The 13,764-nt window shown below is 48.6% G+C and carries 14 protein-coding genes and 1 pseudogene; 1 reads left to right on the forward strand and 14 read right to left on the reverse strand.

From position 1 onward, the window contains the following. Position 1: 1 nt before the first annotated feature. The 5 genes from H6A25_RS09780 to H6A25_RS09800 form a co-directional block, all read right to left on the reverse strand. Complete coding sequence (locus H6A25_RS09780; RefSeq protein ID WP_087383931.1) at positions 2–1,570, reverse strand: type I restriction-modification system subunit M; 1,569 nt, start codon at positions 1,568–1,570, stop codon at positions 2–4. Positions 1,571–1,582: 12 nt separating this feature from the next. After that, positions 1,583–4,348: a type I restriction endonuclease subunit R gene (locus H6A25_RS09785; RefSeq protein ID WP_087383928.1), complete on the reverse strand. Its 2,766-nt coding sequence runs from the start codon at positions 4,346–4,348 to the stop codon at positions 1,583–1,585. Positions 4,349–4,432: 84 nt separating this feature from the next. Then, entirely contained in the window at positions 4,433–4,639 is a 207-nt protein-coding gene (locus H6A25_RS09790) for a helix-turn-helix domain-containing protein (protein ID WP_087383925.1), read from the reverse strand. Between the two features lie 155 nt (positions 4,640–4,794). Then, positions 4,795–5,127 (reverse strand): hypothetical protein, encoded by a 333-nt coding sequence (locus H6A25_RS09795; protein WP_087383922.1) that lies wholly within the window; start codon positions 5,125–5,127, stop codon positions 4,795–4,797. Between the two features lie 102 nt (positions 5,128–5,229). After that, on the reverse strand, positions 5,230–5,691 hold the full coding sequence (locus H6A25_RS09800) for an SLOG family protein (RefSeq protein ID WP_087383920.1): 462 nt from the start codon (positions 5,689–5,691) through the stop codon (positions 5,230–5,232). Between the two features lie 153 nt (positions 5,692–5,844). Here H6A25_RS09800 and H6A25_RS09805 point away from each other — a divergent pair, with 153 nt between their 5' ends. Continuing rightward, positions 5,845–6,180 carry a helix-turn-helix domain-containing protein gene (locus tag H6A25_RS09805; protein WP_087383916.1) on the forward strand — a complete coding sequence of 112 codons (336 nt, stop codon included), beginning with the start codon at positions 5,845–5,847 and terminating at the stop codon, positions 6,178–6,180. Between the two features lie 57 nt (positions 6,181–6,237). On the opposite strand, the gene H6A25_RS09810 is transcribed toward H6A25_RS09805, so the two are convergent. The 9 genes and pseudogenes from H6A25_RS09810 to H6A25_RS09850 all read right to left on the reverse strand — a co-directional run bounded on the left by H6A25_RS09810 (position 6,238) and on the right by H6A25_RS09850 (position 13,726). Beyond that, the gene (locus tag H6A25_RS09810; protein WP_087383913.1) at positions 6,238–7,605 is read right to left on the reverse strand and encodes a relaxase/mobilization nuclease domain-containing protein; all 1,368 of its coding nucleotides are present in this window, start codon (positions 7,603–7,605) and stop codon (positions 6,238–6,240) included. Beyond that, positions 7,566–7,895, reverse strand: coding sequence for a plasmid mobilization protein (locus H6A25_RS09815; RefSeq protein WP_204751948.1), 330 nt, complete (start codon positions 7,893–7,895; stop codon positions 7,566–7,568). Before H6A25_RS09815 ends, H6A25_RS09810 begins: the two co-directional genes overlap by 40 nt. A gap of 260 nt (positions 7,896–8,155) precedes the next feature. Then, the gene (locus tag H6A25_RS09820) at positions 8,156–8,815 is read right to left on the reverse strand and encodes a vWA domain-containing protein (protein ID WP_204751949.1); all 660 of its coding nucleotides are present in this window, start codon (positions 8,813–8,815) and stop codon (positions 8,156–8,158) included. Between the two features lie 96 nt (positions 8,816–8,911). Next, entirely contained in the window at positions 8,912–9,334 is a 423-nt protein-coding gene (locus H6A25_RS09825) for a hypothetical protein (protein WP_204751950.1), read from the reverse strand. Then, complete coding sequence (locus tag H6A25_RS09830) at positions 9,331–10,839, reverse strand: DNA methylase (protein WP_204751951.1); 1,509 nt, start codon at positions 10,837–10,839, stop codon at positions 9,331–9,333. The genes H6A25_RS09825 and H6A25_RS09830 overlap by 4 nt, the downstream gene beginning before the upstream one ends. 35 nt (positions 10,840–10,874) lie before the next feature. Next, positions 10,875–11,489, reverse strand: coding sequence for a lactate utilization protein (locus H6A25_RS09835; RefSeq protein WP_204751952.1), 615 nt, complete (start codon positions 11,487–11,489; stop codon positions 10,875–10,877). A 32-nt stretch (positions 11,490–11,521) separates the two neighbouring features. Then, positions 11,522–12,516, reverse strand: a pseudogene (locus tag H6A25_RS09840) (O-acetyl-ADP-ribose deacetylase). Positions 12,517–12,584: 68 nt separating this feature from the next. After that, on the reverse strand, positions 12,585–12,809 hold the full coding sequence (locus H6A25_RS09845) for a PF20097 family protein (RefSeq protein ID WP_204751953.1): 225 nt from the start codon (positions 12,807–12,809) through the stop codon (positions 12,585–12,587). A gap of 20 nt (positions 12,810–12,829) precedes the next feature. Further along, entirely contained in the window at positions 12,830–13,726 is an 897-nt protein-coding gene (locus H6A25_RS09850) for an MBL fold metallo-hydrolase (protein ID WP_204751954.1), read from the reverse strand. Positions 13,727–13,764: the final 38 nt, after the last annotated feature.

The raw sequence follows: 13,764 nt of genomic DNA on the forward strand, positions 1-13,764 counted from the left end.
ATTATTTGCCCTCCACATCAAACGGGAAATCCAGCCCCAGCTCATCAAAATACGGCTTCAATTCCGCGTCGATGTCCTTGATTTCACTTTGGAGCTTGCGAATTTCCGCAGCCACTTCGTTCAGATCAATTTCTTCTTCCGGCTCAAAGGTATCAACATAGCGGGGAATGTTGAGGTTAAAGCCGTTCTCTTCAATCTCCTGCATAGTCGCCACATGAGCATACTTGTCAATGTTCTCGCGGCGCTGGTATGCGTCTACAATCTTGTCGATGTCGCTTTGCCGGAGGATGTTCTGATTCTTTCCAGCCTCAAAGTCTTTGGAAGCGTCGATAAACAGGATGTTATCCGCATTACCGTTACGCTCCCTCTTGAGGACAAGGACACAGACAGGAATACCTGTGCCAAAGAAGAGGTTTGCCGGAAGGCCAATGACTGCATCCAGCACATTCAGCTTTTGGATGAGGTGCTTGCGGATCACCTCTTCGGCAGCACCACGGAAGAGAACACCATGAGGAAGCAGGACAACGGCTCGTCCGTCTTCATCCATGTGGTAGACCATGTGTTGCACAAAGGCAAAGTCCGCCTTGCTTTTCGGGGCAAGCTTGCCATATTCGTTGAAGCGGGGATCTTCCATGAACTTCATATCAGCAGACCAATTCGCAGAGTATGGCGGATTAGCAACCTGAACGCGGAACTTCTTGTCGCCAAAATAGTCATGCTCCAAAGTATCGCCGTTGTAGATATTGAAGTTGCGGTACGGAATGCCTCGCAGAATCATGTTCATTCGGGCGAGATTGTATGTAGTTGAGGTCAACTCTTGCCCATAGTAGTTTCTGACATTCGCGTAGTTTTTAAGACGCAGCAGCAGCGAGCCGGAGCCACAGGTCGGGTCGGCAGCATCTTTCACATCCGTCAACCCGAGGCAAGCAAGGCGGCAAAGCAGCTCGGCAGGACCCGAAGGGGTATAGAACTCACCGGCTTTCTTTCCGGCAGTTGCAGCAAACTGACCGATCAGGTACTCGTAGGCATTGCCCAGCACATCAATTTTGGTGTCTTCCACGCCGAAGTTGATTTCGTCAAGGGAAGAGATAATCTTCGCCATTACAGAGCTGCGATCCTTTACAGTATGCCCGAGCTTTGTAGAATCAAGCTGCATATCGGAAAATAAGCCATCGAAGTCTTCCTGAGAGTCGTTACCTATGGTGGACTCCATCAGGGAGTTGATAGCCTTCTGCAAAAACTCGATGTCAAAGGAACGGTTCTCGACCATCTTGACCATCTTGCGGAAGAGGAATTGCGGCTCAATCACATAGCCGAGGTCACGCAGAGCTTCCTCTACGACAGCTTCTTTGTACTCAGGATCAGCCCATGCCTCTTCATAGCTGATCCCGTCATCTTTCAAAAGGTTGACCATGTACTTTTCGGTTTTGTCCGAAAGGTAGTAGTAGAAGATCATGCCCAAGATGTAATTCTTGAACTCATAGGCTTCCATATTGCCGCGAAGGGCGTTTGCCATTGCCCAGAGCTTGTTGCAAAGCTCTTTCTGATGAGCCTGAATAGAGTTGTCCATTTCTTATTCTCCTTATTGGTATTTCTCGGCGTGTTTTCTGATAAAGTCCACGATACGGTTGACCAAAGAACGCTTCTTCAAAAGCGGCATCGGCTTTGTGAGCCGGTCGCGGATGTTTCCGGCATCCATCGTACCGGAGAACTCGTATTCTGAGATGAAGTCGGTGAGCACCTTAGAGTCGATGTCCTCCTGATGGGCAAAGGCTTCAATCTCTTTTTGTTTTTCCGCGTTCTCGAAGTCGTTGTAGGCAGCGTCAATTTCATCCGCGCTGTTAAGCCCCGCAACAACCGTGTCCAAGAACGATTGCAGGATCTCAACCTTTTTGAGCAGCTGCGGGTTGTCTGTCCTTCCAAGTTCATCTTTGATGTGCTTGATGTCATAGTCCTTCTGCTTCGCGTCATCAAAGTGGATGTTGCGGATGAGATTCATGATGTAGGCGACATTGATTCGGTCGCTCTCCATAAGTTCAATGCAGAAGTCCACATCGTTCAGAACAGAGACAACCTCACGGTCTGTTTTTTGCTTCGAGTAGAGCATCAGATATTTGCTCTTATAATCCTGATACTCCTGCTCAGACATCGTGAGTGCATCCTGGTCAAAGCTGAACTCGATAAAGGTATGCAGCGATTGCAGATACTTGGTCAGCTCGCGGAAGGTGACAACGAAGAGTTTTTGATCATCCTCGCTCTGCATGGTGTCCACGGCTGCGGGAGTGGCGGCGATCTCTTTGAGCTTTATGACCATCTCATTGAACTTCTCGACAAAGAAGTCATAGTCCGGGACAATAATGCCGGAAGTATCTTGCGTTTTTGAGAACAAAGTAAGCGCGTCATCCGTCTGCTTTTTGAGGTTGCGGTAGCAGATGACAATGCCGAAGGGTTTTGTCTCTTTCTCCACGCGGTTCGTGCGGGAATAGGCTTGCAACAGGTCGTGATACTTCAAGTCCTTGTCCACATAGAGGACGGAAAGCGTTTTGCTGTCAAAACCGGTGAGGAACATATTGACCACAAGCAGGATGTCCAATGGCTTTGTCTTCTTGCCCTTCACACGGTCAGAAATATCCTTGTGATAGGCTGCGAAGGTATCGGTCGAGAAGTTGGTGCTATACATCTCGTTATAATCTTTGATGATCCTCTCCAAAGCATCGCGGCTGTGCTCATCCTTGCCTTCTGCATCCTCGTTTTGCCCATAAGAGAAGATACCGGAGATGTTCAAGTCGTGCTTTATGCTCTTGAAGATGTCATAATACTTGATCAGCGCCTCAATCGACGAAACGGCGAAGATTGCGGTGTATTGCCTGTTCCGTGTCTTTGCTTTATGATTTTGGACTATATGATTGGCAATGAGCGACATACGCTCTTCGGACAGATAAAGCTCATTGACATCAATGGCATCTGCCAGCGTGGGATCGTCCCAGTCAAAATCGCCTTCCATCGTCTTTATGTATTCCACATGAAAGCCAAGGACATTGTTGTCAAAGATAGCGTCTTTGATCAGGTAGTTATGGACGCACTCCCCAAACAGCATCTCCGTGGTTTGCGTGATTTTTCCTTCTACTTTTCCGTTGACTTCAAAGCGGGGTGTTCCTGTAAAGCCAAAGAATTGAGCTTTCTGGAAGTGTCTCACAATGTCCTTGTGCATATCGCCAAACTGACTTCTGTGGCACTCGTCGATGATAAAAACAACCTTCTCATCTTTGTACGCATCCATGATCTTTGCATACTGAGGGCGCTTGACAGCATTCGCCATTTTTTGCATGGTGGTTACAATAAGCTGCCGGTTTTTATCCTGCATCTGCTTCACAAGGACATCGGTGCGGTCAGTGGCATCTACCGAGCCATTTTCAAACTTATTAAACTCTTCCGTGGTCTGAGAGTCCAAATCCTTGCGGTCAACGAGAAAGATTACCTTTTTGATATTTGGATTGGCTGCGAGGATCTGCGCCGTCTTGAAGGAAGTCAGCGTTTTTCCCGCGCCGGTTGTATGCCAAACATAGGCATTGCGGTTGGTCAATGTCGCTTGCCGGACAAGAGCTTCGACCGCATATACCTGATAGGGGCGCATGACCATAAGCAGTTTATCCGTATCATTCAGGATCATATACCGCGTCAGCATCTTGATGATATGGTCACGGGCGAGGAAGGCAATCGAGAAATCCTTCAAATTGGTAAGCCGCACATTGTCGAAGTCTGTCCAGAAGAATGCGAGGCTGTGCAGCATCTCCCGATCCGAGTTTGCAAAATACTTCGTGTCTACACCGTTGGAAACAACGAAGATTTGGATGAAATGGTACAGACCGTTGTAGGAATGCTTTTTGTAGCGCATCACCTGATTGACCGCTTCTCGGATGTCGATGCCCCTTCGCTTTAATTCCACCTGAATCAAGGGAAGTCCGTTGACAAGGAGCGTCACATCGTAGCGATTGACATACTTTCCGACAACTGTCGTCTGGTGCGTTACCTGAAAAATATTCTTGGTGTGGTCGCTGTCAAAAAACGAAAGATACACCTTCGTCCCGTCTTCTCGCTCTAAGACAAATTTGTCTCTGAGGATTTTTGCACTTTGGAAAACAGATTTGCCAAGCATCAGATTAAGAATGCGTTCCCATTCCTTATCTGTGAGCGGCTTATCGAGCTTATCTGCATTGAACGCCTCGAATTGCACCTTGAAGTTTTCGACCAACGCATCATAGTCGGGAACAGAAACGGTGCTATATCCCTGCTTATTCAGTTGATCTATGAATTGCAGTTCAAGCTCTGCTTCGCTTTGATATGCCATATCTTCATCTCCATTACTTGAGGATCGTTTGGATGCCCAACGACCCCCGAATTTTATCTAACTGTTTTTACCGTAGGGAACATCTTATTCGTCGCGCAGCACTTCGCAAATATCTCCGATGTCGCAATCAAGGTAGTCGCATAGACGCATTAAAACTGTCAGCGCGACTTCCTCTCCCTTATTGAGTTTGCTCATAGTGCCTGTGGATAGCCCTACATCCTTGCGCAGCGTCGCCTTGGATATATCTTTTTGGATGAGCAGCACCCATAATTTCTTGTAGCTTATTCTCATACAAACGCTCCTTATATTGCGGTTTGTGACGGGTACAAAAACACAATTTACATTGTAGCAGAAACGCTTGGTGTCTACAACGCATTTCTTCGAGTATTTACAAAAAAGTTGCAAGCTCTCGAAGCATTAGGGGGCAAATGAAACCTGAGCGCCTTTCAGCGGCTCAGGTCAGACCATTGGGGCTGAATAAGCCGGTCCCTTTTGAATACAGCCTTTGTGTAAAAGTCGAGGGACATGACCATATCAAAACCTTTAATGTGGTCAAAGAAGGAGATGTCATCCGACATCTCAATAATTCTTCTAAGGAAGCCCATGCACGCGCCGCAATCAAAATAGTAGGTGGCAGAAATGTGACTCAGATGTTCCTCAATCTCAATATCCAGCTCATAGTCATTTGAGATTTCTATGGCTGTTTCGATGAAAGTTTGCGCCATTTTCTCGCGTTCCGGCAAGGCAAGGTAAGTTACATTGCTATAAATCTTTTTCATGATTTCGTTGAACGAAGGTGCTTGCTTTGCATCTTCTCCGAAGGCTTCTACGAGGTCGGTTCTTTCTTGAGTTCCTCTATTGTTTCTTTGTGAAAGTGTTTCTCATAGATTATCTCTCCCATCGTTCCTCTCTCCTAAATTGATTATTGTCAGCCCATTTTTCTGAGCGCGTTCGAGTGTTTGCGCAGCGCCTCCCCAGCCGTGAGTCACATAGCACAAAGCGTATGCAGCGTTATCAACGAGATACCGGTTCCTTGCTGGGATCGCAGCCTTAAAATGATACTTCTCAAAGCCTTCTGGATAGATAATGTCATCGAAGTATTTTGGCTCGGCAATGTTGAAAGTGAGGTAGGGGATGACAAGGTAGTTCCTTATCTGCGGATAGCTCTTTTTCAGGTCAAAGACAACCCTTGCGCACATCCAATCAAACCCGCCCATGCCGCCATTTAAGAAGTCAGTAACCCCGGAGGCGATAAGCTTTTCAACTTCTCGACGGACATCCTCTGCTTGGACACCGTAGCATTCCTTGTGACCAATGAAGGTCGCTGTCGCTTCTTTTCCCATCTCAAGATACACCTCTTCAAAATAAAAGGATAGCACAACTCCATGAACAAATCAACGCTATTAGCGTTGGCAACTTCCACATAGAATGTGTATAGTGATAGCCGTGTCACCTATACTATTAGTGTATATTACACGCTGATAGGAGGTGCTGTGATGAGGCTTGAGTCCGTCGGCAAAAATATCCGCAAATACCGCCTGATGAGGAAGCTTCGTCAAGAGGACCTTGCGGAAAAAGCCGACCTGAGTATTAACTATGTGGGCGCAATAGAGCGCGGCGAAAAAACGCCTTCTCTTGAGTCCTTGATTTCCATAATCAACGCTCTCGGCGTTTCAGCGGATATGATCCTTGCGGATGTCCTTGACAATGGGTATTTGGTAAAAGATTCGCTTCTGGCTCAAAAGCTTGATAAACTTCCTGCGGAGGATCGCTCTCAGATTTATGATGTCATCGACGCGATGATCAAGCATTCAAAACAAGTTAAGCCCTGAAATAACGAAGGCTCACCGAAATCTTGCAGTAGGTTTCGGTGAGCCTTTTTCTTTTGCTTATTCGAGTTCTCCGCTGCGGGATTTCTCCTGTTCCTTTGCCATCGAGGGACTGAGGAAATCATCCACATTCGCCTTCATCGTGTCAATCAGGCGAGCTTCTTTTTTCAACTTGGCGCGTTCGTCATAAAGGCGCTGCTGCTCGTCCACGAGCCGTTGTTGTTCGGCTTGCAGAGATTTCAAGCTCGGCAATTTTCCGTCGCCCTGTATGGCGAGAAGGGTGCTCTTTGCTGCCTCATAGATGACAAGTTCGGCTTCATGTTTGGCTCTGAACGCCGGTTTGTCTGCCGCCTTCATATAGGCATCATAAATTGGTTTGAGACGCTGGTAGTTCGAGATGTTTTTGATAAGCGGCTGGACTTCGCGCAGTCTGGCTTCAACGCTTTTCAACTCATCACCGGTTCGGGCATAGGAGCTGTGAATGTCCTCGGCTTTCTTTTCAAGGTCAGCATATTGCAGAAGGTTGTTCTCGGTCAGATAGTTGAGGGTACGCGCAGCCTCCTTGAGAATGGTGAGCTTTGCTTTGTGCTCATAACCCTTGCTGCCGATGAGTTGGATGCGTTCCTGAATGTCGCTGATGAGGGAGATCCCCCAGCGAGAGGTCTGCATCTGGCGCTTGCGGTTCCCGCGCCCCTGAATGCGCTCTTTGATCCGGTCCTCGGTGTAGTTGTCTCCGATGGTCTTTGCACGGGTAAAACGCTCCTGTCCCTCAGCACGGAAGGAGATGTATTTTCCGGTCTTGATTTCATATCCGGCTTCCTGCATGAGCTTCAAAAACTCATCGTAATCCTTCGCTGTGATGATGCAGCGGTCGATGGTCTGCTTGAGTTTTTGCTTCCAGCTCGTGCCGCGTTTGGCCTCCGTGTATTCCTTGTAGTCCATGCCCTTGCTCTGCGAGGGCGGGATCACGGAAAGCCCATGCTCCTTGCAGATTTCATCGCTGAGTTGGCGCATTTCCCGGTAGGTTCGCCGGTTGCTTCGGTAGGCATGATAGTCTACAAAATTGACAGCGTTGAAGATGATGTGATTATGGCAATGCCCCTTGTCGATGTGGGTGGCAATCACATACTCATACTTGCCTTTCAGCCATTCGTCGGCAAACTGCTTGCCAATTTCATGAGCCATCTCCGGCGTGACTTCTCCGATGTCGAATGATTGAATCAGGTGTCGGGCAATCACCTTCGGCATCTGCATTCCTTGCTGGGCGGCGAGGTTTCGCGTCCACTCAAATTCATTTGCCGCCGCGTCGCTGGCAGCACAGCCGAAAGAGGAAACATAGAGCTGATCGTCAGTCTTCGCCGGGTCGAGGATGTAGGCAAGCGCCTTGTTTACAGTTCCTCGGATTGGCTTGATTTTAGTAACTGCCATATTTCCTTTTGCCTCTCTTTCAGCTCGGTGACATCATCCTCATAAAGGTTTCCCTTTGAATTGATACGGCGGCAAATCTGGTTGATATTTGACGCTGCACGGCTGACAGCGGCGGCAAGCTTCTTCTGCTGGGTGTAGTCCACCTTGATGATGTAGCCGTCAATCGCTATCTTCCTGAGATATGCGCCCATGTTCTTTGTTCCGAGCTGCGCCATCTTTGATTTGATGATCCGATGCTCATTTTCCGACACGCAGAACTCAATGCGTATTGGCCTCGTTCTATTTGCCATAGGCAATTTGTCCTTTCGTAAAGATAGAGGGTTTGGGAGACATCCCAACAAGCATTTGAAGAGTAAGGGCGGGGTTCCTTTACTCGAAAATCGCCGTGTGTACGGACACCGGCTGTGCTTGCTATTCTCTCAAAATCGTACTCCCGGTGTATCTCCCCGTAAAAATCCCCTTCACTTTACAACGGACATTTTATAAGGAAATTAGCGGTATGGACGAGAAAAAAGGCGCTCGAAAGCGCCTTCTCTCATGCTTGTGCAGCTTATTTCTTTTTCCCTTTACCGCGTTTCTCGTAGTCCTCGTCAATCCGACGCTTCCAATCTGCGCCGAGCGGGGCGCTCTGTCGGACCGCAGAGATTGCTTCACTCTGCACTTCAAAGTTGAGCTGCGTCCCAGCGCTGTCAGAGTGGTAATTGACAGCCCGGTCAGCTCCGATCCCAAAGTGCCGCGCTGTTTCCACCGCGTCAATGTTTGCGCCGAAGAACAGGAACTCCCAGCCGTACTTTGCCTTCTGCCGCTCGATCATCTGCTTCACCCGGTCGCTGCTGTAAAACCGGCTCGCATTCTCCATCCCGTCCGTGGTGATGATAAACAGCGTATGCTCCGGGACATCCTCCGGTCGGGCGTACTTATGGACATTGCCGATGTGATGGATCGCACCGCCGATGGCATCCAGAAGAGCCGTGCAGCCCCGGACGGTATAGTCCCTGTCGGTCATAGGCTTGATGTCTCGGATGTCCACGCGGTCATGGATCACCTCGCTCATGTTGTCGAAGAGGACTGTGGAGACAAGCGCTTCGCCGTCTACCTTCCTTTGCTTCTCGATCATGGAGTTGAAGCCGCCGATGGTGTCGGCTTCCAGTCCGCTCATAGAGCCGCTGCGGTCAAGGATAAAGACGATCTCGGTTAAGTTCTTTTTCATGATGAATCCTCCCATATAGAAAAACTGTGACTGCTTTTGCTTACAGTCACAGTATAGGAGAAATCGTCTTCGGTCTGGTCGCATGGAAAGCGACATTCAAAACATATCGCGGAACAGTTCGCTCTCGATGTCAGCAACATCATCCAGAGGGATTTTTGTCCCGTCTGTGAGCATCATCCAGCGCTCATACTCGTCTATCCTTTTGAGGTTTCCGATCTTTGTCAAATACGCTCCGCCGGACTTTTTTGCATCCGGGACAAAGTAGGTGACGGTCAGGGCGGGATGGTCGCCAAGCCTTTCCATGAGGATCTGCTGCTTCCTGTCCAGCGCCTCTTTTTCCTCTTCACTGAGGTCAATCTTTTTATCCGTCAGCCGCCCGGTTTCATGAATTGCATCATCGTACCCGGTGAGGGCAGCGAACGGAGAGAACTGCGCAGCCCTGTCCAGCATCGGCATCTGTGGTCTTTTTGATGAGACATGGTGAGGGAGATTGATGATGTCTTTGTAATCATCGCTCATGCCTTGTGACCTCCAATCTGCGCGTTCCGGTCCTTTGCCGTCGCTCCCTCCGAAAGATTCATCCCCTTGAGAATGGCATTCTTCCCAAACTTCTTTTTGATGGTGAGCATGGCTTGCTGAACTTTCTTTTCCCGTGCCAGCTCTTCGTCTTCCTGCTTGCGCTTCGCGTCGAGCGCAGCATAATCGGTGAAAAGGTCAAGCTGCTCATAATCGCCCTTGGAAGAAGGGGCGGAGGCTTCGTCGATCACATGGGTCGCTGTGATGTTCAGCCGCCGGATAAGCAAGCTCTTGTCTGCGATCCGGTCAAACAATTCCCCGGCAGCATCCATGATCTGCTTCGTGGAAGAGGTGTAGCGTTCCAGATTGATTGTGCCGTGGGCGTGTTTCGGTATCTGCCGATCGTAGTGGTCCTTCACGACTTCGCCGTGATACTTTCTCCGGCGCTCCGGGTCTGTCAAGTTCTCAATGTCATAGCCTATCGTGACAACGAGCTGGTCGGTGACAAAGCCCTTGCTCACTAAATCCATTGAAAGGCTATCCGCCATCTCCCGAAGGACGAGCCGCGCCTTGTTTGCCTCATAAGGCTGGTGTAGCACCTGTCCCGATCCCAAGCTGTTACTTTCCGGCTTATAAGCCTTGACAGCTTCAACCGTGCAAGGCTCCCAGCCCCAAGCATGGTCGATTAGCAGTTCCGCGTTCTTTCCGAAAAGCTTGTAAAGCAAGTCCTCATCCGTGACGGAGCGGCGGGCGACATCGCCCATCGTGAACATCCCGTTCTCTTCAAGCTTCTTGGTATATCCTTTGCCTACCCGCCAGAAGTCGGTGAGCGGCTGGTGTGACCAAAGCGTCTTGCGATAGCTCATCTCATCCAGCTCGGCAATGCGGACTCCGTTCTTATCTGCCGGAATGTGCTTGGCGACAATATCCATCGCCACTTTGCAGAGGTAGAGGTTTGTGCCAATTCCCGCAGTTGCTGTAATACCGGTTGTCGAGAGGACATCGAGAATGATCTTCATGGCAAGGTCATGGGGAGACAGCTTGTAGGTGGCGAGGTAGTCGGTGACATCCATGAACACTTCGTCGATAGAGTAGACGATGATGTCCTCAGGTGCGACATACTTCATGTAAACCTGATAGATACGGGTGCTGTACTCCATGTAGTATGCCATGCGCGGCGGCGCAATGATGAAGTCAATAGCGAGGGACGGGTTCTCTTGCAGCTCAGAGAAGAGGTACGACGAACCTTCCAGCTTTCGCCCCGGCGCGTCATGCTGCCGCCCTGCGTTTGCCTCCTTGACGCGCTGCTTGACTTCAAAGAGCCTCCCGCGCCCGGAAATGCCGTAGCTCTTGAGAGAGGGCGTGACTGCAAGGCAGATGGTCTTGTCCGTCCGGCTCTCATCCGCAACGACGAGGTTTGTGTCCAACGGGTCTAAGCCGCGCTCACGGCACTCAACCGAAGCATAAAAGCTTTTCAGGTCGATTGCGATGTATGTGCGTTCCGTCATGCTCCGGCTGCCTCCTTTCGTTCTGTTGCTAAACCTCAATATCCCAAAGCCCCATTTATAAGGACGATCTCATATTCCGCTCCGGTTGGTTTGTTCCATAACACAGAAAGATTCCTGCAAATGCGTTCGGGACTGTTGCAGTTATAACATTTATCAGCTTTTATGGTACAAGGTGTTTTTCTGTTTAATCGCTTGGCATTCAGGGGAGCGGCCACATTACGAGCACGATAGATAGCCGATTCCAGATCCTTTGTGATTTTATTTACTCCTACGAGCAAATAAACTTTAGAAGGGCCGTAGGATATAGCCGCAACTCTGTTGCCTGTATTATCTATATTTACGATTTCACCGGTTTCGGATATGCCGTTGACAGAGCTGATATAAATTTCTGCACGAGAAGCTGCCGTTCGTGTTTCCATCACAGACATTTCCGCAGGTTTTTCATCGTGCCAATAAACGGTATTATGCTTTGACAGCATTTCAAACAGGTTCATTTGATGAGCAGTGACAGAACCGCCGATGCCGACCGTCTTCCCGTCAATTTCCTTGTTCATATACTCTGCTGCAAGTTCTTTACAATCGAAAACAGATACGATATATCCTTTTTTCTCTAATGCTGATTTAATTTTTGAAAAGTCATATTTAGACATTGATTTTCCTCCACAAATCCCGGGGCGTTCTCTCACTCTCCAAGCAAACTCTGGTCAAAGGCAAACAGAGCCTCGTTGATCTCGAAAACATTGTAGTTCCCGTGCTCGATGAAATACTCAATGATGATGTCAAACTTGTTGGAGTGCGAGAGGGCAAAGCCCGCCTTCATGAGCATTTCTTTCGTTTCATCCAACGGAAGCTCTAAGGCAATCGCAAAGGCGAGCGCCGTGGGCTTTGACGGCTTATACAGCCGGTCGCTGCGGATCTTTGAAAAGAGCTTCCGGTCGATGTTCGCTTTCTTGTAGCACTGCGCGTCAGTCATGCCTTTCTCGTCAATCTTACGAAGGAGCATTTCAGAAAAGCTCTCGTCGATCTGCGAAAGAGCATCGTCAAGGCTTTTCGTGCTTGCCGCCATTGGAGCGCCGAATATTGCTTCCTCCGGTTCATCCGAAAGCATCTGCATCCGGCGAAGCTGTGAAGCGCGGCTATCCGTATGCGCGTCCACATAGGTATCGTCTATGTATGCGGCAATGTCGGAGAATAGCTTCTCGCTGATCTGATATGCCTTGCGGTCGAAGATGACAATGTAGACGGTCATGTCATTTTCCAGAAGAAAGTCGCTGATCGTGTCAATGGCAACCTTCAATGCCTGGTCTTTCGGATAGCCGTAGATGCCCGACGAGATCAGCGGAAAGGCAACCGTCTCGCAGCCGTGCTCCTTTGCCAGTGCCAATGAAGTTCGGTAACAGGAGACAAGTTTTTCCGTTCTCCGTGGTTGCCGTCCCGCCAGCGCGGTCCGACGGCATGGATCACATACTTACAGGGCAGTCTATATCCCTTTGTGATTTTCGCGCTGCCGGTTTCGCAGCCTCCCAGCGTCTTACACTCGGCAAGCAGCTCCGGCCCTGCAGCCCGGTGGATGCAGCCGTCAACACCGCCGCCTCCCAGAAGGGAGCTGTTCGCTGCATTGACGATAGCATCTACCTTCATTTTTGTGATGTCGTTTCGTACAATTTGAAGAGGCACATTACCACCCGCCTTTCTGTTCTTCGCATTTCATTTTTCATCTGTCTCAATATCTCGAAAAAGAGAAATCAAATACGAGATGTGCCGTTTCTATAATCAAATAGAATCAAGCCACATTCTTTGCAGATAAAACCTGAAAAGTCGGTCCCCATAAATGCTTTTCTGGCAATCATGACATCATCTTCGCATTCCGGGTTCATTGAAATCTTATGTTTCCTTTTATTAAATGCGACAATCCTTTCAGTTTGCAGATAACCTGACTTCATATCTTTTCCGCATTTAGGACATTTCATAGCCACTACACCTTTACCCTTTAATCCTTCGATGAATGAGAATTTGCTTGCCAAAGCATCTGATTATCGTCAAAGCAGAAGACAAGGCTTTTCTCTTCATACATACTTGAAAGATACGAACGAAGCGTGCTGCCGATGAGTGCGTATTGTTGTGCCGTCATTTGAAGATGATAAACTTCAAAAATCTGCTTTAATAGCATCTCGAATGTAATTGGGGCACTGCATATCTCAAGGATTTTTCTCTTCACTTCGGAGATTGCCTTTATGTTGAGTTCAATTATCCCTTGAATATTTTCCATCACGGGCGCGTGTGACGGTACAAAGCGCTCTGCGCGCAATGCTTGAAGAGAGGATAATGTTTTCAGCGCAACATCTGGATTCCATAGGTAGCCAATGCCGTATTTTTCAAGCGTTTCTGCGGATGATACGCTGTCTGCAATATAAGCGGTTCCATCACTTGTTTTGAATCCAACCATTTCAAAGCAGTGCCCAGGTAAGTCAAACATATTGATACCCGCTGGTAAACTTTCACTGGTTAATGGAAGTACCTGGCTTTCTTGTGCCATCAAAAACTTGTGCTTTAGCTCTTTGAACGGAAGCCCGCCATAAAGGCCAATCGGTTCCAAAAGCGGGGTGTTCGCGTAGGCGCATTCCATCCCTTTTGCATATATATTGCACCCGGTCTTTTCTTGCAAAAAGTGATTTCCGCCGATGTGATCGGCATGAGAATGAGTGTTAAATATAGCTCTTAACTTCCACTTATTAGAGTCAAGAATGCGATAAACCTTTTTTCCTGCATCCTTATCACTCCCACTGTCAATCAGAACAACTTCGTCATCGGAAACCCTGATCAAGCCAATCTTCGCAGGGCAGTCAATGTAATAATCATGTTCTGTTAGCTGTATTAACTCGTACATATCTTGTCTCCCTTTTTGCGGTTCTGTTCTGCTTCATC

Source organism: Intestinimonas butyriciproducens (assembly GCF_016901775.1).
Taxonomy (GTDB): domain Bacteria; phylum Bacillota; class Clostridia; order Oscillospirales; family Butyricicoccaceae; genus Pseudobutyricicoccus.

Coding starts and splice junctions, on each gene's coding strand:
- H6A25_RS09795 (WP_087383922.1), bottom strand. CDS start 5,127: ATGAAAAAGATTTATAGCAATGTAACTTACCTTGCCTTGCCGGAACGC.
- H6A25_RS09850 (WP_204751954.1), bottom strand. CDS start 13,726: ATGTACGAGTTAATACAGCTAACAGAACATGATTATTACATTGACTGC.
- H6A25_RS09825 (WP_204751950.1), bottom strand. CDS start 9,334: ATGAGCGATGATTACAAAGACATCATCAATCTCCCTCACCATGTCTCA.
- H6A25_RS09820 (WP_204751949.1), bottom strand. CDS start 8,815: ATGAAAAAGAACTTAACCGAGATCGTCTTTATCCTTGACCGCAGCGGC.
- H6A25_RS09785 (WP_087383928.1), bottom strand. CDS start 4,348: ATGGCATATCAAAGCGAAGCAGAGCTTGAACTGCAATTCATAGATCAA.
- H6A25_RS09815 (WP_204751948.1), bottom strand. CDS start 7,895: ATGGCAAATAGAACGAGGCCAATACGCATTGAGTTCTGCGTGTCGGAA.
- H6A25_RS09835 (WP_204751952.1), bottom strand. CDS start 11,489: ATGTCTAAATATGACTTTTCAAAAATTAAATCAGCATTAGAGAAAAAA.
- H6A25_RS09790 (WP_087383925.1), bottom strand. CDS start 4,639: ATGAGAATAAGCTACAAGAAATTATGGGTGCTGCTCATCCAAAAAGAT.
- H6A25_RS09805 (WP_087383916.1), top strand. CDS start 5,845: ATGAGGCTTGAGTCCGTCGGCAAAAATATCCGCAAATACCGCCTGATG.
- H6A25_RS09810 (WP_087383913.1), bottom strand. CDS start 7,605: ATGGCAGTTACTAAAATCAAGCCAATCCGAGGAACTGTAAACAAGGCG.
- H6A25_RS09845 (WP_204751953.1), bottom strand. CDS start 12,809: ATGAAATGTCCTAAATGCGGAAAAGATATGAAGTCAGGTTATCTGCAA.
- H6A25_RS09830 (WP_204751951.1), bottom strand. CDS start 10,839: ATGACGGAACGCACATACATCGCAATCGACCTGAAAAGCTTTTATGCT.
- H6A25_RS09800 (WP_087383920.1), bottom strand. CDS start 5,691: ATGGGAAAAGAAGCGACAGCGACCTTCATTGGTCACAAGGAATGCTAC.
- H6A25_RS09780 (WP_087383931.1), bottom strand. CDS start 1,570: ATGGACAACTCTATTCAGGCTCATCAGAAAGAGCTTTGCAACAAGCTC.